The sequence below is a fragment of the Terrimonas ginsenosidimutans genome, assembly GCF_022012415.1.
GTDB classification, from domain to species: Bacteria; Bacteroidota; Bacteroidia; order Chitinophagales; family Chitinophagaceae; genus Terrimonas_A; species Terrimonas_A ginsenosidimutans.
The window spans coordinates 156,363-175,727 of sequence record NZ_JAKLTR010000008.1 but is presented as its reverse complement, the minus strand read 5'-3'; the positions used below and the strand labels follow the sequence as shown (position 1 = coordinate 175,727).

17 protein-coding genes and 1 tRNA gene are annotated in these 19,365 nt (G+C 44.5%); 10 read left to right on the top strand and 8 right to left on the bottom strand.

The annotated features are described in order from the left end of the window. Position 1 precedes the first annotated feature (1 nt). The 6 genes from LZZ85_RS13960 to LZZ85_RS13935 are packed head-to-tail and all read left to right on the top strand — an operon-like array spanning position 2 to position 5,902. Positions 2 to 1,228 carry a class I SAM-dependent methyltransferase gene (locus LZZ85_RS13960; protein ID WP_237872743.1) on the top strand — a complete coding sequence of 409 codons (1,227 nt, stop codon included), beginning with the start codon at positions 2 to 4 and terminating at the stop codon, positions 1,226 to 1,228. Positions 1,229 to 1,230: 2 nt separating this feature from the next. Then, positions 1,231 to 2,085 (top strand): NAD-dependent epimerase/dehydratase family protein, encoded by an 855-nt coding sequence (locus tag LZZ85_RS13955; RefSeq protein ID WP_237872736.1) that lies wholly within the window; start codon positions 1,231 to 1,233, stop codon positions 2,083 to 2,085. Further along, positions 2,078 to 2,818, top strand: a complete 741-nt coding sequence (locus tag LZZ85_RS13950) for a cephalosporin hydroxylase family protein (RefSeq protein WP_237872717.1) — start codon at positions 2,078 to 2,080, stop codon at positions 2,816 to 2,818. The genes LZZ85_RS13955 and LZZ85_RS13950 overlap by 8 nt, the downstream gene beginning before the upstream one ends. 5 nt (positions 2,819 to 2,823) lie before the next feature. Beyond that, complete coding sequence (locus tag LZZ85_RS13945) at positions 2,824 to 3,852, top strand: glycosyltransferase family 2 protein (protein WP_237872715.1); 1,029 nt, start codon at positions 2,824 to 2,826, stop codon at positions 3,850 to 3,852. 9 nt (positions 3,853 to 3,861) lie between these two features. Next, complete coding sequence (locus tag LZZ85_RS13940; RefSeq protein WP_237872713.1) at positions 3,862 to 4,872, top strand: glycosyltransferase family 2 protein; 1,011 nt, start codon at positions 3,862 to 3,864, stop codon at positions 4,870 to 4,872. A gap of 25 nt (positions 4,873 to 4,897) precedes the next feature. Next, positions 4,898 to 5,902 (top strand): glycosyltransferase family 2 protein, encoded by a 1,005-nt coding sequence (locus tag LZZ85_RS13935; protein ID WP_237872711.1) that lies wholly within the window; start codon positions 4,898 to 4,900, stop codon positions 5,900 to 5,902. A 166-nt stretch (positions 5,903 to 6,068) separates the two neighbouring features. On the opposite strand, the gene LZZ85_RS13930 is transcribed toward LZZ85_RS13935, so the two are convergent. The 3 genes from LZZ85_RS13930 to LZZ85_RS13920 all read right to left on the bottom strand — a co-directional run bounded on the left by LZZ85_RS13930 (position 6,069) and on the right by LZZ85_RS13920 (position 10,680). Continuing rightward, positions 6,069 to 6,986, bottom strand: a complete 918-nt coding sequence (locus LZZ85_RS13930) for a glycosyltransferase family 2 protein (protein WP_237872709.1) — start codon at positions 6,984 to 6,986, stop codon at positions 6,069 to 6,071. Continuing rightward, the gene (locus tag LZZ85_RS13925) at positions 6,979 to 8,082 is read right to left on the bottom strand and encodes a glycosyltransferase family 4 protein (RefSeq protein WP_237872707.1); all 1,104 of its coding nucleotides are present in this window, start codon (positions 8,080 to 8,082) and stop codon (positions 6,979 to 6,981) included. Before LZZ85_RS13925 ends, LZZ85_RS13930 begins: the two co-directional genes overlap by 8 nt. Positions 8,083 to 8,208: 126 nt before the next feature. Further along, a complete protein-coding gene (locus tag LZZ85_RS13920; protein ID WP_237872705.1) occupies positions 8,209 to 10,680 on the bottom strand; it encodes a YfhO family protein in 2,472 nt (823 codons plus the stop codon). A gap of 112 nt (positions 10,681 to 10,792) precedes the next feature. Between LZZ85_RS13920 and LZZ85_RS13915 the strand changes: the two genes are divergently transcribed. Beyond that, entirely contained in the window at positions 10,793 to 11,095 is a 303-nt protein-coding gene (locus LZZ85_RS13915; RefSeq protein ID WP_237872704.1) for a hypothetical protein, read from the top strand. After that, positions 11,076 to 11,879 carry a queuosine precursor transporter gene (locus LZZ85_RS13910; protein WP_237872702.1) on the top strand — a complete coding sequence of 268 codons (804 nt, stop codon included), beginning with the start codon at positions 11,076 to 11,078 and terminating at the stop codon, positions 11,877 to 11,879. The genes LZZ85_RS13915 and LZZ85_RS13910 overlap by 20 nt, the downstream gene beginning before the upstream one ends. A 148-nt stretch (positions 11,880 to 12,027) precedes the next feature. Here LZZ85_RS13910 and LZZ85_RS13905 read toward each other — a convergent pair whose 3' ends face one another. From LZZ85_RS13905 to LZZ85_RS13890, 4 genes are all read right to left on the bottom strand, one after another. Next, complete coding sequence (locus LZZ85_RS13905) at positions 12,028 to 12,495, bottom strand: NUDIX domain-containing protein (protein WP_237872700.1); 468 nt, start codon at positions 12,493 to 12,495, stop codon at positions 12,028 to 12,030. 5 nt (positions 12,496 to 12,500) lie between these two features. Beyond that, positions 12,501 to 13,439: a magnesium transporter CorA family protein gene (locus LZZ85_RS13900; protein WP_237872698.1), complete on the bottom strand. Its 939-nt coding sequence runs from the start codon at positions 13,437 to 13,439 to the stop codon at positions 12,501 to 12,503. A 116-nt stretch (positions 13,440 to 13,555) separates the two neighbouring features. Continuing rightward, positions 13,556 to 14,341 (bottom strand): diaminopimelate epimerase, encoded by a 786-nt coding sequence (gene dapF / locus LZZ85_RS13895; RefSeq protein WP_237872696.1) that lies wholly within the window; start codon positions 14,339 to 14,341, stop codon positions 13,556 to 13,558. Positions 14,342 to 14,558: 217 nt separating this feature from the next. Next, on the bottom strand, positions 14,559 to 15,440 hold the full coding sequence (locus LZZ85_RS13890; protein ID WP_237872694.1) for a nucleoside phosphorylase: 882 nt from the start codon (positions 15,438 to 15,440) through the stop codon (positions 14,559 to 14,561). 102 nt (positions 15,441 to 15,542) lie between these two features. Here LZZ85_RS13890 and LZZ85_RS13885 point away from each other — a divergent pair. Then, a tRNA-Cys gene (locus tag LZZ85_RS13885) sits at positions 15,543 to 15,613 on the top strand. An 861-nt stretch (positions 15,614 to 16,474) separates the two neighbouring features. Continuing rightward, positions 16,475 to 18,319, top strand: coding sequence for a M20/M25/M40 family metallo-hydrolase (locus LZZ85_RS13880; RefSeq protein ID WP_237872692.1), 1,845 nt, complete (start codon positions 16,475 to 16,477; stop codon positions 18,317 to 18,319). Between the two features lie 152 nt (positions 18,320 to 18,471). Here the strand turns inward: LZZ85_RS13880 and LZZ85_RS13875 are convergent, their stop codons facing one another. Further along, positions 18,472 to 19,176 carry a glycohydrolase toxin TNT-related protein gene (locus tag LZZ85_RS13875; protein WP_237872690.1) on the bottom strand — a complete coding sequence of 235 codons (705 nt, stop codon included), beginning with the start codon at positions 19,174 to 19,176 and terminating at the stop codon, positions 18,472 to 18,474. Between the last annotated feature and the right edge of the window lie 189 nt (positions 19,177 to 19,365).

Sequence of the window (19,365 nt, the reverse complement as noted above, 5' to 3'; positions counted from 1 at the left end):
TATGACGTGCAGATTTTGCCAAACCGAACTTACTGATGTGTTTGTAGACCTGTTCAATTCTCCTGCATCCAACTCATTTCTCAGTGCAGAACAATTGAACGAACCGGAAAATTTTTTCCCGCTGAAGATATATACCTGCAGTAAGTGTTTTCTTGTGCAGGTGGATGAATATAAAAAGTCTGATACCATTTTCGATAGTTCATACGTTTACTTTTCCTCTTACTCTACGACATGGCTGCAACATGCAAAGAAGTATGTAGAGAAAATGATCGATCGCTTCGGGTATAACAGCGGATCACAGGTTGTTGAGATCGCTTCAAATGACGGATACCTTTTGCAATATTTCGTAGAGAAAAAAGTGCCTGTACTGGGCATCGAACCTACCGCTAATACTGCTGAAGTAGCCAAAACAAAAGGAGTGGAATCAGTCGTTGATTTCTTTGGTGTAAGACTTGCAAAAGAATTATCTGCGAAAGGAACTAAAGCGGATCTGCTGCTTGGTAACAATGTGCTGGCTCACGTGCCTGATATTGTTGATTTCACCTCTGGACTTAAAGTGTTACTGAATGATAAGGGTGTTGTAACAATGGAATTTCCTCACCTGGTACAATTGATGGAGAACAATCAGTTTGATACGATCTATCATGAGCACTTCTCTTACCTTTCTTTTACAACTGTAGCAGAGATCTTCAAAGCTGCAGGTTTAGAAATGTTTGACGTGGAAGAGATTCCGACACACGGTGGTTCACTCAGGATCTATGCAAAACATGCGGAAGACGGGTCAAAGCAAATTGAATCATCTGTTGCAGCACTACTGGCAAAAGAAGAAGCGAAAGGAATCAAAAATATGAGTTACTATAGCGGTTTTCAGCAGGCAGCTATGAAGGTGAAAACGGATTTTCTTGATTTTCTCGTACAGCAAAAAAGAGCCGGGAGTAAAGTAGCGGCTTATGGAGCTGCGGCGAAAGGAAATACGCTGCTGAATTATTGTGGGGTAAAGGCTGACCTGGTCAGTTATGTGGTTGATGCCAACCCGCATAAGCAAAATAAATTCCTTCCCGGAAGCCATATACCGGTTGTAAAGGAAGCTCATCTGAAGCAGGATAAACCCGATTATGTGATCATCTTCCCCTGGAATATCAAAGACGAAGTGATGGCTCAATTGGCCTATATACGTGACTGGGGAGGAAAGTTTGTGATTGCTATTCCCGGACTGAAGATTGATTGATTATGAAAAAGGTACTCGTAACAGGAGCTACTGGTTTTGTTGGAAATCATGTCGTCAACGCATTGCTGAAGAAAGGTTTTTCAGTTATAGCTTCTTCTTTGTCAGAAGAGAAAGCGAAAAAGCAGGACTGGTTTCCGCAAGTTGACTACAAGCCGTTTGACCTTGCTTCTGCGTCAGCTGACTTGGATCTGTATCAGTATTTCTGTCAGCCCGATGCATTGATCCACCTGGCATGGGAAGGATTACCTAATTACAAGTCAGTTTTTCATATGGAAGAAAATCTTCCACGTCATTATGCATTTATCGAAAATCTGGTGATAAACGGATTGAAAAATGTGTCGGTTACCGGCACTTGTTTTGAATACGGGATGCAGGAGGGCAAATTGAGTGAAGAGATGGCAGTGTTTCCGGATAATTTTTATGCACAGGCTAAAAATGAGCTTCGCATCAGGCTGGCGCAACTGTCTGTAAAACATCCGGTAACTCTTAAATGGATTCGTCTCTTTTATATGTATGGAAAGGGGCAAAACCCAAATTCATTACTTTCGCAGCTTCAGGCTGCGCTGGAGCGTGGTGATGCATCGTTCAATATGAGCCCTGGTGATCAGCTAAGGGATTATCTGCCCATAGAGAAAGTGGCAGATAATATTGTGAAGATTGCAGATCAGCAAGAGGTATCAGGGATCATTAATTGCTGTAGTGGCAACCCGGTGCAGGTAAAAGAGCTTGTACAGGAGTATTTGAACAGAAACAATGCAGATATAAAGCTGAATCTCGGTTTTTATCCTTATTCAGATCTCGAGCCCAGGAATTTCTGGGGTGATACAACAAAATTGAAAACTATAACTGATGAGTAATCCTATTGCGGCATTCAAACAGGAAACAGCCGATCGCATCCAGAGCAATGGAACCAACGCTGCCTTGCAGGAGGCTGCAAGATCATTCAACACTGAGTCGAATAAAGCGCAGTATTCATACAACTTCAAGTGGATGGGACGCCCTGTTATCCAGTATCCGCAGGATATCCTGGCGATGCAGGAATTGATCTGGGAGATCAAACCCGATCTCATCATTGAAACAGGTATTGCACATGGCGGTTCATTGATATTCTATGCATCTGTACTTGAATTGGTGGGTAAAGGAGAAGTGCTGGGAATTGATATTGATATCCGTGAGCATAATAAAAAGGAGATCGAAGCTCATCCGATGTTCAAACGCATCACAATGATCCAGGGATCATCCATTGCTGCAGAAACTGTAGAGCAGGTGAAAGCTTTTGCAAAGGATAAGCCTGTGATCATGGTGGTACTTGATTCCAATCATACACATGAGCACGTGCTGGAGGAACTCAAAGCGTATGCGCCGTTAGTTTCACTGAATTCTTATGTGGTAGTGTTTGATACGATCGTAGAACATCTTCCTGAAGATTATCTTCCGGGTCTTAAAAGACCATGGGGCATCGGAGACAATCCGCTGACTGCTGTAAGAACATATCTGGCAGAGAATCCTCAGTTCGAAATAGACGACAGCATCAATAACAAATTGCTGATCAGTGTGGCCCCGGATGGGTACCTGAAGCGTGTTAAATAAAAGGTATGAGCGAGAATATATCAGCGAATCCTTTGGTAAGCTTTTGTTTTACTACGTTCAAACGTGGCGCAATACTGAAGAGTACGCTGGAAAGCATCAGGCTTCAGGGGTATACGAACTACGAGGTGATCGTGTCTGACAATGACCCGGAAGCCAGCGGACGTCATTTTGTAGAGTCAATGAACGACCCGCGATTTAAATATTTCAGCAACGGGCAAAATCTCGGTATGAAGCCAAGCTTTAACAAAAGCCTGGAGCGGTCGTCCGGAGAATATATTGTGATGATCGCTGACGATGATCCGGTTTATCCGGACATGCTGCAGACACTCATTGATCTCAGAGCGTCGCATCCGGGATATGGAATGTATATGGGAGGCTGCGATTGGTTTTGTGCAGATAAAGATGTTGCCAAACAATATAAGCTGGACGTGGGAACAAACTCCTGCATCTCAAATGAACATGATCTGAACTTTGTCCAGATATTTACACCTTCAGATTTTATTATGAATCTTTTTACGTTCAGAATATTCTCTCATTTCCTTTGGTCGACCTGTATTGTCAAACGAGAGATACTTGTAAAACTCGGCGGTATTCCTGATTATGGAACACCGTTCCTCGGTGACTATGCTTATATGAGCGTGTCAAGCACGCAGGGGGTGGTGGTGCTGAACCGATCACTCGGATGTCAGACAATACATAAAGAGAATTTTGGTCGCAACCAAAATGAGCAGCTGCCTGTACTTACCCGGAATTTCCCGGTTTATATGGAAAGCAAACTTTCTTATTTACCGGAGTGGCCTGAGATCAAACAATTGATGGAGCGATTTTTTGGTCTATGGATAACGGGTCACATGGCATTCCTTCATCATTATTACAAAAAGAACGGACTTGATAATAAAAGCCTGGTCGAGGCGGAACAGGAAGTGATGAAAACCGGTTTTGTAAACAGGTTCAGGATAAAATACCAGTTAAAAAAGAACACACCGGCTCTGCACGATTTTATCGTCAAGGCAAAAAAACTAATTAAAGGATAGGAATAGTAAATGGCCCGTTACAGCATCATACTCCCGGTAAAAAACGGTGGCAATTACCTGCGTGAGTGCGTACAGTCCATCCTATCGCAAGCGGTTAATGATTTTGAACTGCTCGTGCTGGAAAATCAAAGCACTGATAATACCCTCGATATTCTTGCATCATTCAACGATCAGCGTATAAAGATCTTTCCCGCACCCACCTCTCTTACCATGGAAGATAACTGGCACAGGGCGCTGAGTCTGCCAAAGTCGGAGTTTATGACACTTATCGGTCATGATGATATATTGCATAAGAACTATCTCTGTGTGATGCAGGAACTGATCGCAAAATATCCGGATGCATCGCTCTATCAGACCCATTTCCGTTATATAGATTCTTCCGGGAATGAGATCGGTAAATGTAAACACATGAATGCAGTGCAGGATCCGGCAACCGCTCTCAGCCATTTTCTGCTGGATAAAATTGATCTTATGGGAACCGGGTTTATGATGCGAAGCCGTGATTTTGAAGCGGCCGGGGGAATGCCCATGTATCCGAATCTGCTGTTCGCTGATATGGAACTCTGGATCCGGTTAAGCCGAAAAAACTTTCTGGCCGTGGATAGCCAGGAGTGTTTTTCGTATAGAAAGCATCCCGCCGCTACAACATCGTCTTCCTCTGATGCGCGGTTCATCAATGCATTTGACCTTTTGATGAAATACCTTATCGGGCTTAAACACGATGACCCTGAACTGGCATCTGTTATCAAGCGCGATGGAGTCGAACTTCTGCGGCAATACTGCCAGGGAATTACCCATAAGGTGTTGAGAACACCAAAATCAAAACGCGAAACACCTTCTGTCGGACAATTGATCCATACTTTCCGTCAGTATGGAAAAGATCTATGTGATGGAAAATTTGAGCCGCTGGATTACCGGAAGATTAAAGTTGGTAAGCTGATCGATAGCAATCCAATATCGCATGGGATCTTTCTGCTGTTTAAAAAGATATATCACAAACCTGTGTTGAAGTCGCATTAAGAGGTGATTAACACCTTTATAAATAATGATCCTTTACTCCATTATAATCGTCAATTACAAAACACCGCAGCTATTGCTTGATTGCCTGCAGTCGATCTATTCCGGTGATGCAAGCAGGTTGGAAGTGATCATCGTGGATAATGATTCAAAGGATGACAGTGCTCAGCGTGTGCAATCCGCCTATCCTGCTGTAAGATGGATCCAGATGAGTTATAACAGTGGGTTCGCACGGGCAAATAATGAGGGCATCCGCCAGGCAAAAGGCAACGTAGTTTTGTTGCTCAATTCTGATACACTTAATGAAGGCAATGCCATCGCAACCTGCTATGAACGGTTTTCAAAAAGCGATTATGTCGGTGCCGGTGTGCAGTTGCTGAACCGCGACCGCACGCCACAGATCTCTGGCAACTTCTTTATGAAAGGTGGGTTAAACCATCTGATGGCCTTGCCCTATCTCGGTCGTTTTATTCGTTGGGTGGGTTTGCAAATGAAGCTAAAAAAAACAAATGTGCCGGAAGCGGCTGGAGCTGTCGAAGTTGATTGGATCAACGGAGCTTTTCTGATGGTGAAACGCTCGGCAATTGAAAAGGCCGGCTTGCTGGATGAAGATTTCTTCCTTTATTCCGAAGAGATAGAATGGTGCAGCCGTTTGCGTAAGCTTGGTCCTATGTGTGTGTATGGCGATCTGCATGTAGTGCACCTGGAAGGCTCTTCTTCCAATGAAGCATTCAAATCAAAAACAAGAGGGTATCAGCACTTAGGTGATCGGAAGGGTAAGCAGGTAATGCTCTCCGGGTTATTACGTATCCGGAAGCAATACGGAGTAGCATGGTTTCTTTTTCATCTGAGTGCGTATATTTTTACGATACCGCTTTACCTGCTTGTTTTGTTAATGAAGACTGTTTTGCTCAGGCCTGGTATCGGTGGGGAATGGAAGAACTGGTGGGGATACAGTTCGAATACAATGGTTTTACTGCGGCATTCTTTCCTGGTATTGCGTAACAGGCCACATTTTTATAAAGTGCTTTGATTGCGAGGAAATGATTTGTTTGTATCGCGTAGTGTCCGGGAGATATACGCAGACCAATCCGCAGATACGCAGCTATCTGCCTGCCATCGGGAACTGATCTGCGTATCAGCCCCCAATCAGCGTAGCTCAGCGGGAAACTCCCCGGCAATCCGTTAAGCGATCTTTCTCAATACCATAATCTCGCATGCACTTCTTTCAGGTATTCAAGTCCCTTTTTACTTACAGGATTTCTTTTTTCGGTAAAGCCGGCTTTGATCGCTTTAAGCCATGAACTAAAGAATGTACCCCAATGTCCTTTCGCTTTCTTAATGTATTCAAAACTCCAGCCCGTCATTGTTGTGAGATAGTAAATGAAAGGAAGGTATCTTCTCGCCACTTTCGATTTATTCACCCATTGAGACGCGAGCTTTTGATAGTTCAGCTGACGACCTGTTGGTGATTCTTTATGTTCAAATGTAACGGCAGCATCATATCCCAAAGAATAGCCTGCGTTAATTACGCGATAGGAAAGATCGTATTCTTCCATTCCATAAAAAAAATCTGTAGGGTAGAGGCCGGTTTGCGTTAGCAGTTCTTTCCTGATCACATGAGAACAGCCGGTAAAATAAGAGGTGAGAAAAACGGGTTTGTGCCTGTATTCTTCAAACTGTTTGTGCGGAAGTGCAGTTTGCTGCTGTTCCTTTGTATCGTAATAGATCACCCTGAACGTAATAATGCCGGTGTTGGCTTTTATAAAAAACTCTTTGGTGAACACAGTGGCAATGACTGGCAGGCTATTGTCCGTATGAAAAACAATGTCATCATCCAGCACAAGGATCAGTTCAGCCTGTGCCATTGACATCAACTTGTTCCGTCCTCTTGATACGCCAAGGTTCTCCTGTGAAAGGATATAATTCACCTTCAGTTCCGGATGTTCATTGATATACTGCTCGGCATGTTGATACGAAACGGTACTCGCATTGTTCAAAATAAGCACTTCTCTGAGAGGGGAGATGTCGGATTGTTTGGCCAGACTTTGCAGCAGGTCAAGCAGGTCGTCCGGGCGATTATACGTAATAATGATTAATGATATCGATTCAGCCATGCAGATGCAATTTACGAATAAGCGATTGCAGGATGCGTTCCCAATCAAAATATTGGAAAAATGATAGTGGCGTGGGATGCCGGAACGCGGCTGCGTTTGATACCTGTCCGGCAAAATCATCCCAGTTGTTATCAGCCGCGACGAACAGTTTGTTGCCACAGACTTCAATGGGAATTCCCGTTGACTGCGAAGCGAAGCAAACCGTATTACAGCCATTTGCGATGGCATCTATATTTTTGGTTTGAATGCCGCCGCTATAGAGGACGGGGTTGATAAAGACATCGGCGGCTGTAAAGATTGGTTCAATGTGTTCAACTTCACCGGCCATGATAATATCTTGATCAGACAGATCATTCAGATATTGAAAGGAAGGGAAGCGGTTGCGCCCGCAGATGAGTATTTTGAACGGAATACCGGAAGCTTTCAGGCGCGGCGCCAGCTCACGAAAGATATTTTCGACGGCGGCTGCATTCGGCTCATAATCCAGCGTGCCTGCAAAAAGAAAGATCTTTTCTTCTGGCCTGATCGCATATTTTTCACGGACGAAGTTATCCGCTATTCTTTGCCGGCCGGTTTGTTCTGTACCATACGGGATCACGACGCATTTTTCTTCATCTAACCCGAAGTATTTTATCGCCCATCGCAGATCTTCCTCTGTTTTGAACAAACTGAGATCTGCTCGTCGGTGGACCCATTTCTCGTAAACCCGGAGAACCGGCCACCACCATTTGCCGATCTGCCGGAACCGGCTTGATTCAATATTGTGTGAATGAACCACCAGTTTTGCTTTAATTGTTCGCGCAGCGATCCACGCCGAGATCCCTTGGTAGGGATGCTCAAGAATAATAGCAGAAGGTTTTTCCGCGCAGCAGATCCTTTTGACCTTTTGCCAGTAAAACGGGTTTATTACATGACGTTGTCCACCTGGCAGGGCCGGAAGCACTGTGTAGGGTTCCCTGGGTTCATTGTTATCGGAACAAAGGCAAACCAGTTCACAATGTTTTGCCAGTTGCCGGTTAAACAGGGCAACACCTTTTTGCCCGCCAAACGAGGGTGGATACACTTTATACCATACAAGGCTGAGGACTTTTGGCATGGGGTAAAGTAAAAGTAAAAAACATCTTTGAATCTGTCGGTTCCGTATCAACGAAGTTACTGTGTCGTTAAGCAAAACAGCGCGCCTGGCTTGCTGCCATCACGCGCTGTTTTTTACTTTTACTTTTTACTTCCTTGATTGTTTCCACGCCATAAACAAGCCTCCCAGTATCAGTATCAATACGATAATGGATGCAGTGAATGAAATAGCCAACCCCTTTTTATAAGAAGCGGGTTCAAATACAAATTTGATAGTATGCTTCCCAGCAGGAACTGATAGTCCGCGTAAAGCATAATCAGCTTTTACATACTCTGCTTTGTTTCCGTCAATGTAAGCGTTCCAGCCTAACGGGTAATAGATTTCACTGAATACCGCAAACTGTGGTGTGGATGCGTTGAAGTTGTATTCGATCTCATCTGCATCATATTTGGACAGTGTAAGGGTCGCTGCAGAATCCGATTGAGGTTGTGCAATGTTCTTAGCAAAAGAAGTCTGAACGATTGCCGTGTCTCGCAGGTTAGTCCGGCCTATTGCCTGTAATTCTGCAGCATCGTCGTTCACAGTTTGAACAGTTTTTACAAGCCAGGCGGCACCATATGCGGATGGGTTGGGGATCAGTAATGGCTGGCCGTTCTGTGGATTAACTGCAGCAATGTATTTCGCATCGAGCATGTTCAATATTTCGCGGCTATCCTGTCCGTTAAGGTAACGTTCGATCACATCCTGATAGATCCGGAGCTTAGCCGGGTGATATCCGCCCAATGTGCGATGAAACGTAGGATAATGATAGTCACTTGAGCTGAAGCGTTCGTTTCCGGCATTAAACACTCTAAAGTGAGGGTCTTTATCTGCAAAGATCTGCTGATCTATTGCCGTTGGGGTAGCCGTTTGAGCTACCTGCTCATCAGGTGAGCGGAAGTTGCCTTCGTTCAGGTATGTTTTATCAACCGAATAAAGGTCGATGAACGAGATTGCCGTGAAGATCGCTACAGCGACTATTGGCTTTAAGATATTTTTCATGAACGTCCAGATCAGACCGATTGTCAGTGCTATAAATGCGATTGTTCTGAGCACCTGTCCTCCGAAAAGGGCTTTCCTGTCTTCTTTCAAACCAGCGATCACGGCACGGCCCATGTCATCGCTACCAGTGTTCTGTTTCAGTTGATCGAGTACCTGCGAATCAAAAGGAGCGGAGTAGCTCATCATGAGGTAAATAACAATCAGCAAACCTGCCAGTCCACCAAGAGCATACAGGATCTTTTTGAAGTCTGCTTTCAGCAGCTCCTGCGCATTGTTGCGGAAGAATACAACCTGTAATGCCAGTACAGCCGCAATAGGCATAATGAACTGGGGGATGGTCATCGCGATAGACGGTGATCTGAACTTTGAATATAGCGGGAGGTTCTCAAAAAGAAACATGTTGAACCCGATAAAGTGTTTTCCCCAGGCCATCATCACGCCAAGAACTGCAATAGCCAGCAAACCCCAGCGAATCGGATGTTTATATAACACAAAGCAAAGAAGAGCGAGGATACAAACGATCACGCCAGAGTAGAACGGACCTCCTGCAGAAGAGCCCGGATCGCCCCAGAATTTACCGAACTGACCCGCAAATTGTGCGGCGTTCGCTTCCGGCATTCCTTTAGCGGTCAGTTTTTCAATCACATGAGAATCCTCATTCCCCGGTTCCCGGCCATTTCCACCATATGCATTTGGCATCAGTAAAGTGAGCTCCTCGCCGCGGCCAAGGCTGTAAGAGAAAGCATAATCAGTATCCAGTCCGTCGGTTTTATTTGCGGTCACGCTATCTCCCTTGATGGCAACATTTGTTCCACCTCTGATCGTTGCTTTTGCATATTCCGTAGAGGTCATCAGGTTGAGTGCCGTAGTGGCCAATCCAGCAATTGCTGCCAGCACCGTGACACCAAAAGCAATTCCAAGATGTTTCCATTCTTTTTGCCGGATCCATATAAAGAGATAGGAGATCGTAATGATCGCTGCGGCGATGAAGAAATAATAACTGATCTGCGGGTGGTTGGCATTTAAGAGAACGTATGTACCCAACGTTGTTAATGAAAGCCCGAGCCAGTATCTTTTTTCGTATGTGTTGATCAGACCTGCCAGCAGGAAAGGCATGTAGGCGATCGCGTACATTTTGGTAACGTGACCTGCTGTAATGATGATCGGGTTATAGGTAGCGAATGCAAAAGCCAGCGCGCCGAATATACCGACCACCGGTCTGAGACGGAAAGAAAGGCAAAGGATGTAAAAAGAGATACAAGCCAGGAAGAAGAAACTGATCGGTTCCGGAAGACCCAATGCCAGCACTTTGTTCATGTTTGGCATAACAGATTTTCCATCCATTGCGATCATGTAGTTTGGCATGCCGCTGAATACATTAGTATTCCACAAGGGGAAATGACCGTTTTTTTCTTTGTAATCAAACGCACTCTGGGCCATACCCTTCCAGCCAACGATATCATCCTGGTGCAAAACATTTCCCTCCAGTGCAGGCTTGCAGAAGATCACGGAAACAACAAGAAAGATCAGGATTGCGATGATATGGGGAAGTATCTTTTTTACAAGATCGTTTTTCATCCGGTTATCTTTTTTTTATTAAGCGAAGGGCTGTTAGTCAGTTGTCCATTTTACGTGGAAAGCTTTGGCCCCCGGGCTGACAAAATAATGCTATTTTAGACGAAAATCACTGATGCGCTGGCTATTATTTTTGTCTCGACTGGCCTTTATCTGCGGCTTTTTTTTCCTTCTGGCATTCTCCCTGCGGTTCACGGATTGGACCAGTGATGACGGTACAACATCGTTTATCGTCATATTGGGGTATTTGATGGGAGGTATCCTGGTACCCGTTGTGAACGTGTGTTATCTGATCGTATTGTTTGTGAAAAGAAAGCTGACACCATATGTTCCACTTTGGCTGATCGTCAGTAATTTGTTTTTTCTCGTCATTCTTGTGCTTTATATACTTGTGTTAAATGATCCAGGCTATAATTAAAAACAAACCGACACGGCTGTTCCTGATTTTGGGAGGTTTTTTTATTGCGAATGCGCTGATCGCTGAAGTGATCGGGGTGAAGATCTTTTCGCTGGAGAAAACGTTTGGGGTTGCGCCGTTTGAGATCGGCTTATTTGGGAATAAGTTCTCATTCAACCTCACTGCAGGAGTATTGCTGTGGCCGGTTGTTTTTATCATGACTGATACGATCAATGAATATTATGGGATGAAAGGCGTCAGGTTCCTTTCATTCCTGGCGGTTGGGCTGATCGCTTACACATTCATCATGTTCCAGGGCGCGATCCATTTGACGCCGGCGGATTTCTGGACCGGCAATTATGCAGCCCAGGGAATCGCGGATGCGGATGTGGCGTATCAATCAATACTCGGACAAAGTTCATGGATCATTATCGGATCGCTGGTCGCTTTTCTGATCGGGCAGATCCTGGATGTATGGATCTTTCACAAGATCAAACAGGTGACCGGTGAAAAGAAGATCTGGTTGCGGTCAACGGGCTCAACCGTGATCTCGCAGTTTGTTGACAGCTTTGTTGTGTTGTTTATTGCCTTTTATATCGGGCCGCGCTTGTCTCCGGGGCAGGGGCAGCCATGGTCATTTGCACTGGTAATGACGATCTGTGTAGGGAATTATATTTACAAATTCATCATGGCCGTGATCTTAACACCCGTGATCTATGGGGTGCACAACCTGATAGAGCGTTACCTCGGGCATGATACGGCTGCTCAAATGAGAAAGGCTGCCATGGGAGATGAAACCGCGTAGGAGTATCGCAGAGGACGCAAAGGTTTCGCAGAGGACGCAAAGGTTCCGTAAAGTACGCAAGGTTTCGCAGAGGACGCAAAGGTTGCTCAAAGTTCGCCAGGATATTCTTTGCGTTCCTTGCGCAATCTTTGCGTCCTCTGCGATACTCCTACGCCAGCCGAATTTTAAGAAGATCCGCCACCACTTTGTCGATCGGCAATGTCACCGCCTTTGAAGAAAAATCCTCCCAGTCTACAAACCGGAACGTCTCCGTTTCACCTTTCACACGGTACATCTCCATTTCCCGTTCATCAAAGTCAAACTCCTTCTCCCGCAGCGGTGCTTTGATCTCCTCCAGCGCTTTGGCAAAGTAATAGATCGAAATGATCTGATGTTCCGGGTTGAAAGCAGACATCTGGAAAAAATCTGTGGTGTAGATATGATCGCCGATCTCGACGTCAAGATCCATTTCTTCTTTGAATTCCCGCTTCAGGCAATCGCGGGTACCTTCGCCAAATTCAAGTCCGCCCCCCGGAAACTTTGTGAAGTAACTGCCACGGATGTATTCATCGCTTACAAGCACCTGTTTCCTGTCGTTTATCAGAATGCCGTATACGCGGATATTAAAAAAATGCATTTATCTCAGATGATTTTTTTACGGAGGAATAACCAGCCAACGATCAGGGCAATCGCCAGTGAAAGGAATACGACGATATAGAACGCGTATGGCGAATGTTCGAATCCGCTTGGTACGTTCATGCCAAATAAACTGGAGATCAATACAGGGAAAGTGAGTACGATCGTGATCACAGCCAGTCTTTTCAACACCTGGTTCTGGTTATTGGCAATGATGCTCGCGAACGCATCCAGTGTACTGCTGAGGATATTGGTGTAGATGTTGGCCATTTCAAGGGCCTGTGAATTATCCACGATCAGGTCATTCAGGAATTCTTTTTCCTCTTCATTCAGGCCAAGGAAATTTGTTCTTTCCAGTTTGATGAACAGCAATTCATTTGAACGGAGTGCTGTTACAAAGTAAACAAGGCTCTTCTGGATCCGCATGAGCTCGAGCAGGTGTTCATTACGGCTGGCATCATATAGCTTTTGTTCGAAAACATTCCTGCGCTGGTTGATCTCTTTGAGGTGTTCCATGAAGTTCTGCACGACTTTCTCGAAGATCTTCAGCACCATCATATTCTTCTTGTCAGGATGCCGGTTCTGGAATGTGCTCAGGAATTTCTTGATCGCGGTATTCTCAAACGAGTTGACAGTAACGATCTGGGTGTGGGTGAGAATGACGCAGATCGGAATAGTGATATAATAGGCGTCGCTTTCGTTGAAAGAGTTGTTTTCGGTTGGTGTTTTGATGACCAGCAGTTTCACCGTGGAATCCTTTTCGAAACGGCTTCTTTCGTCTATATCCAATGAATCGGTCAGGAAGTCGATAGGGATATCGAGCTTATTTGACAGCTCGGTAAATTCTTCCTGCTTCAATGGCGGTAATACATTGACCCAGGTTCCTTCTTCGGGCTTATCTACTTCAACCGTGGTGTGGTTGATATTTTTGAAATACTGGATCATGCGACAAATATAGTGTCAAAGTAAAAGGTAAAAATTAAAAAGTAAAAATAGCCCCCGAACGTTTAAGGCGCGTCCTCCCCCGGGATACCCTTTTTTTACTTTTTACTTTAGACTTTTTACTTGACTACAACTTCTCCCTCAAACACCTTTTCCGCTGGTCCGCAAAGCCAGATGTTCGCGTACTTTTCTTCACCCATTCTGTCAAATTCAACAGTGAGTGTGCCGCCCAGTGTTTTTACTTCTACGTCGTTAAAGCCGTTTTCGTTATGATAGTAGACCAGTGCTGCCGCAGTAACGCCGGTGCCGCATGAATAGGTTTCATCTTCCACACCGCGCTCGTAAGTGCGTACAATGATCTTGTCATCAGTGACCTGTTCAACAAAATTGACATTGATGCCTTCTGCTTCAAAGTCTTTACTGTAGCGGATATCACGTCCTTTTTTGTAAACGTCTATATCCATTACTTCGTTGACTGGTTTGATATAGTGAGGAGAACCTGTATTCAGAATAAAGTCGCTGTGAAAGCGGCGGATCTTATCTACATCTTTCATTTTAAGCGAAACGATCCCGTCGGGGTCGATTTCTGCTTCATGATCGCCATCGACAGCGATGAACTTATAATCGATCCGGTGAATGCCAAGATGGTAAGCGAACTTGGTAATGCAGCGTCCGCCATTGCCGCACATGCTTCCTTCCCGCCCGTCAGCATTGAAATATTTCATCTCAAAATCATAACCTGCTTTTTGATTCAGCAGCATGAGTCCATCCGCGCCAATGCCAAAACGCCTGTCACACAAACGGCGGATCTGGTCGGTTGTGAGGGAAGAATACTGATTGGTACGGTTGTCTGCCAGGATAAAGTCGTTGCCTGTTCCCTGGTATTTGTAGAATTTGAGCGTCATAAAGTTGACAAAAGTATGAAAGGTTTCGGAGGTTTCATAAGGTTTAGAGGTTTCCTGAGTTCCAGAGGTTTCATAGGTTCCATAGGTTTCAGAGGTTCCATAGGTTCCTGAGGTTCCATACATTCACAAGCGCAGAAACTCGGGCGTTTCGGAATAATAGAACTTCAGAAACCTCTGAAACCTATGGAACCTATGAAACCTCTGAAACTTCTGGTACCTATAACTTCTCCTCTGCAAAAATGCCGATGAATTTCTGGATGAGCTTTTCCACAGCGGCTTTGCCGTCTTTGGAGAATTCCTGGACCACGCGATTGGCAACAATAGCATTGATTGCCAGGCAATTGTGCCCGAGTAACCTGCCGAGTCCGTAGATGGCGGAAGTCTCCATTTCGAAATTGGTAATACGGTGCTGACCAAACCGGAAATCGGTGAGCCGGTTGATCAGGGCCGGGTTCCGCACGCCTAATCTGAGAATTCTTCCCTGTGGGCCATAGAACCCCGGGCAGGTTACGGTAATACCGTGGTGGAAGTCTTTTACAAAATGTTTTAGCAGGGAAGGGGCAGCGCCACTTACGTAAGGATTGCCTATCTGTCCATGCATCTGCGTATGTGTAACAAAAGAATGTAACAGTTGGTTTTCTTCCTCGTTATGTTCGTGACGGTAAAAATTCAGAAGATTGTCTATGCCCAGACCATGTGTGGACGCAACAAAGCTATCAACGGGGATATCGGCCTGCAGAGAACCGGAGGTGCCGATCCGGATGATGTTAAGTGCTTTCAGTTCAGATTTAATAAGCCTGGTCTCAAAATCAATATTGACCAGTGCATCCAGTTCATTCACTACGATATCGATATTATCCGGTCCGATCCCTGAGGATAATACCGTTAATCTTTTCTTACCCACATAGCCCGTATGCGAAACGAATTCCCGGTGTTGTCTTTGAACCTCGATGGAATCGAAGTGTTTGCTGACTTCTTTGACACGGTCCGGGTCACCAACCGTGATCACAGTTCCCGCGATTTCTTCAGGTCTCAGATCGAGGTGATAAACGGCACCCCTCGGGTTGATTATCAGTTCAGACTCTGCAATTCGATTCATATAACTTATTTAATTAGAAAACCTTCTGTTTGTTAACCAAAAATATCTTATTTTTGCGCCTGTCCAAAAAACAAGGCTGATCAGCTGGTTTTGGACAAAAATGGTCCTTTGGCCGAGTGGCTAGGCAAAGCTCTGCAAAAGCTTCTACAGCGGTTCGAATCCGCTAGGGACCTCGAAAAAAAGTAAAAAGTCAAAAGTAAAAATTCAAAAATGAGTTTGCTTTTGGCTTTTTTGTTGAATACTTACCCACATCGTTTATTTCGGATCATATTGAAAAGCTGGGGGATGGTCTGCAAAATGGCTTGGGTTGAAATGTTCCGGATGAGCATCGCTCGCATTAACTTCTACCGGCTCTTACACCGTAGCGAAGCGGAAGAGGGAATTCAGGCCAGTCGCTCAAAAGATTTATCGCCCTCAGCGTGTCAGCTTGTCACCATTTTTCACTGCCTGAAATCCCGTCAAACTTTGGACGGCCAAAGGACGACCAAGAGACGAACTAACGACGACTAACAAGCATTTCAAAAACACGCGGAGTTTGACCCTGAATGATTATCATAAGTCACACATCAACTGGCTTCGCGTGCCAGAATGTCGTATCTAAGGAGCATATATCGCTTCAAGGCGCGCTCACGTTTTTGTACCCGATCAGGTAGCTATCGCTTAAAAACTTGTAAGTGGACAAATAATAATAACCCGTTTGCAGAATACCGGCAAGCCTGATTACATCAGCCGAGGGACCGAAGCAAAGCAAAAGCAAAAACTTTAAACTTTTAAACCATTAAACATTTAGACAACCATCCCGCAACTTTTACGCTTGATCCTTTATTTCATAAAGGCTTACGTTGTTCTGCGGTTCGCCAATGATTTTTCTTCATCACAAACTTTAGGGGTTAAACTCTGCTAAACAGTGTTGCTGCCACCAGCTTATAAGTTCATTATCGACATAAATAAATGAAGAAATGAAGAAAATATTTCATTTATTTATTCGTTTCGACCTGGGTAAGAACGTATGCATTTCCTAAGCTTCATTTGTTATGACTACCATCAAATCCGGAATTGTCTGCGCAATATTTTGCATGCCGTTACATGCGGCATTTGGACAAGCGTCTAACGATAGCCTGGCGTTAGAAAAAATCAGAACTGCCGCAAATATTCATTCCTCCATCTCTTCATCCCTTAACAATCTTGCTGACATCAACGGGCCGCGGCTGCTGGGCACCCTGAATTATTTTCGCACAGCTGGATGGGTAAAACAACAGCTCATTTCGTTTGGAGTTGATGAAGTTCAATTTGAATCGTTTGATCAACAGTTCAGGGGCTGGACGATCAAGTCATTTAATGTTGAGATGACGGTTCCTGACTTTATGCATATTGTTGCCTATCCTCTGGCCTATACCCAACCCACCAAAGGAACTGTTTCGGGATCTGTTGTCCTGCTGGACAACATCGATAGTTTTAAAACCCTGAAGGGTAAACTCAAAAATAAGATCTTGTTGTTAGGACAGGATTTTCATTCCTTCAGGGGGGCTCAGCAAATAGGATCAGCGTTGCTGTCCAAAGATCTGTTACGGCAAGCCGCAGATAACCCGGATCCTAATGACCTGCTTATCGGTTATCATAGCCGGCGTTCTACCCAACATGCGATAGCGTCCCAGGAAAAAAGAAGGGATGACATGAGACCTTTTTTTCAGTTTTGCCAACAGGAGGGAGTATTGGCTTTGCTGGAGCCGAGCGACTATCCCTATGGCATATTACATGTGGATGGCAACCGGAATATTCCTTCCTATAGAAAAAACGATGACATTAAGCCCGTTGCTTCTTTTGTAATTGCCAACGAACATTTCGGAAGGTTGATCCGGCTTATCAAACAAGGCATTTCCCCGGTGTTGAAACTTCACTTGGATGTAGCCTATAATTATAATCCTGAGTATAATGTCAACGTCATCGCTACAATGAAAGGAGCAGACAGTTTGCTGCAAAAAGAGCAGGTGATGATCGGAGCACACCTCGACTCCTGGCATGGGGGGACAGGGGCGGTTGATAATGCAGCCGGATGCGCCGTCATGATCGAGGCAATGCGCCTGCTGAAAGCAGCCGGACTGAACCTCAAAAGAAGTGTAAAGTTAAGCTTGTGGGGTGGGGAGGAACAGGTTTTCGCCGGCTCCCGGAAGTACATTGATGCGCATGTTGGTGATTTGATGAGTAATCGGACCAAGCCCGACTTCGCCAATATTTCCGCTTATTTCAACCTGGATAACGGCACAGGAAAGATCAGAGGTATTTATGCTCAGGGAAACAGCAAGATCAAACCAATTCTGGAAGCTTATCTTGCCCCCTTCAATAAAGATGAAAATGGGTTTGTGACCCTCCAATACAGTAACCAAACGGATCACGAATTATTTGATGCATTGAATATTCCTGCATTTCAGTTTATCCAGGATCCCTTGAACTACATATCCGCTGTTCATCATACAAATATGGATGTGGTGGAGTATGTTAACCAGAAAGACCTCAGGGAAAGCGCCATTATTGTAGCCTTCCTTGTATATAAGGTGGCAATGCGAGACAGCCTTCTTCCACGCCGCGACTATATCAGTGTTCTGCCCAGCCTCGAAGGCACTACATCGTTTTTCCTGAAAGGTTTTGAAAATGCCAGATCAGTATCCCTTGTCAGTGACTTCAACAACTGGAATATGTTCGGCACCCCGATGGTGAAGGTAGATGGTGGGTGGACCTGCCGCTTAGCTCTTCCCAAAGGGAGGTACCTCTATAAATATATTGTGGATGGAGATTGGACTTCCGATCCTCAAACACCCGTTAATAAACTTATGAGAGACGGAAAAGGTCACGCGGGCCTGAACGAACTGATTGTTGAATAAGGACAAATTTGATTCCCCGGATCTTGAATTATGATCGGCTGCGTAGCGTACAGGAGGGAGTATTGATGGTAGTAAAAAATTAAAAAGTCAAATTTGACATCGGGGTCCCCCGTTCTCCCGCTTCTGCCAGTGCCTTGTTATGGGGTATTTTTTTATTCCGCCTGATTAGGTTTAACTTTTTTAAAGATATGAATGCCTCCAATAGTGTATGCCAAGTGAATTGGGATTGGTTTTTCGTTCAAATAAAAATTACCGTTTTGAAAAGGAGTTACGCTATCGTCAATTAAGAAAAAGTAATCATCCCGCTTTGTCAGGATGTCGTAATTGTCAGATGTTAATTCAACTTGTTCTATATACTCAATCAACCCTAATTCATCTAATTCAGGAATTGTAACTTTTTTCCCGTTTAATTCACAGACGTGCTTTTCTCCAAGTCCTGGCATACCAAACCAGGGCATAGCCTGTCCAACTTGTAACGAAATTTTTGATGTGTCACCTGTAAAAAGAAAATGCCTCCTTTTAAAAGTTTCAAACGTTGGTGGAAGTGCTTTCTTCGCAAAGGGTTCTTCTGCTTTCCAAAAAAACAATACCTTATTTTGCCATTCCGGGTCATTTCGGTCTGTACAAACCAAATTATCTGTCCAATAGTGCATATAAAGTTGTCCTGTCCGTAACAATAGTGTCGACTTGTCTATTTTTTCCGTTTGTTCATTAGTCAAAGGCCTAATAATTTTAAACCCAACACTCTCGCGCGTTAAAATAGAAGTATCGTCCCCTTGAAGCTGGATGATTTTTGAAGCTTGCTTTGAAGTATCACCGCTTAACTTCTTTCCAAAGAATTTATCAAATAATCCCATTGTTTTCTGGCAAAGTAAGTAAGTAAATGCTAATTATCATTAGGCAACCCGCTTAGTTTAGCATTGGTTTGTTTTTTCTGGTCACCATTCATAAGTGATATTGCTTTCTGATAATACCATTTTGCCTTATCATATTGTTTCCATACAGCGTGTATATCACCCAGGTGGCCATACCAGGAGCTATCGGCG

Bases quoted from the DNA above. Each gene is read 5' to 3' on its own strand.
- LZZ85_RS13940 (WP_237872713.1), top strand. From the start codon at position 3,862: ATGGCCCGTTACAGCATCATACTCCCGGTAAAAAACGGTGGCAATTAC.
- LZZ85_RS13960 (WP_237872743.1), top strand. From the start codon at position 2: ATGACGTGCAGATTTTGCCAAACCGAACTTACTGATGTGTTTGTAGAC.
- LZZ85_RS13875 (WP_237872690.1), bottom strand. From the start codon at position 19,176: ATGGGATTATTTGATAAATTCTTTGGAAAGAAGTTAAGCGGTGATACT.
- LZZ85_RS13880 (WP_237872692.1), top strand. From the start codon at position 16,475: ATGACTACCATCAAATCCGGAATTGTCTGCGCAATATTTTGCATGCCG.
- LZZ85_RS13890 (WP_237872694.1), bottom strand. From the start codon at position 15,440: ATGAATCGAATTGCAGAGTCTGAACTGATAATCAACCCGAGGGGTGCC.
- LZZ85_RS13955 (WP_237872736.1), top strand. From the start codon at position 1,231: ATGAAAAAGGTACTCGTAACAGGAGCTACTGGTTTTGTTGGAAATCAT.
- LZZ85_RS13930 (WP_237872709.1), bottom strand. From the start codon at position 6,986: ATGGCTGAATCGATATCATTAATCATTATTACGTATAATCGCCCGGAC.
- LZZ85_RS13910 (WP_237872702.1), top strand. From the start codon at position 11,076: ATGATCCAGGCTATAATTAAAAACAAACCGACACGGCTGTTCCTGATT.
- LZZ85_RS13905 (WP_237872700.1), bottom strand. From the start codon at position 12,495: ATGCATTTTTTTAATATCCGCGTATACGGCATTCTGATAAACGACAGG.
- LZZ85_RS13925 (WP_237872707.1), bottom strand. From the start codon at position 8,082: ATGCCAAAAGTCCTCAGCCTTGTATGGTATAAAGTGTATCCACCCTCG.
- LZZ85_RS13935 (WP_237872711.1), top strand. From the start codon at position 4,898: ATGATCCTTTACTCCATTATAATCGTCAATTACAAAACACCGCAGCTA.
- LZZ85_RS13915 (WP_237872704.1), top strand. From the start codon at position 10,793: ATGCGCTGGCTATTATTTTTGTCTCGACTGGCCTTTATCTGCGGCTTT.
- LZZ85_RS13945 (WP_237872715.1), top strand. From the start codon at position 2,824: ATGAGCGAGAATATATCAGCGAATCCTTTGGTAAGCTTTTGTTTTACT.
- LZZ85_RS13920 (WP_237872705.1), bottom strand. From the start codon at position 10,680: ATGAAAAACGATCTTGTAAAAAAGATACTTCCCCATATCATCGCAATC.
- LZZ85_RS13950 (WP_237872717.1), top strand. From the start codon at position 2,078: ATGAGTAATCCTATTGCGGCATTCAAACAGGAAACAGCCGATCGCATC.
- LZZ85_RS13900 (WP_237872698.1), bottom strand. From the start codon at position 13,439: ATGATCCAGTATTTCAAAAATATCAACCACACCACGGTTGAAGTAGAT.
- dapF (WP_237872696.1), bottom strand. From the start codon at position 14,341: ATGACGCTCAAATTCTACAAATACCAGGGAACAGGCAACGACTTTATC.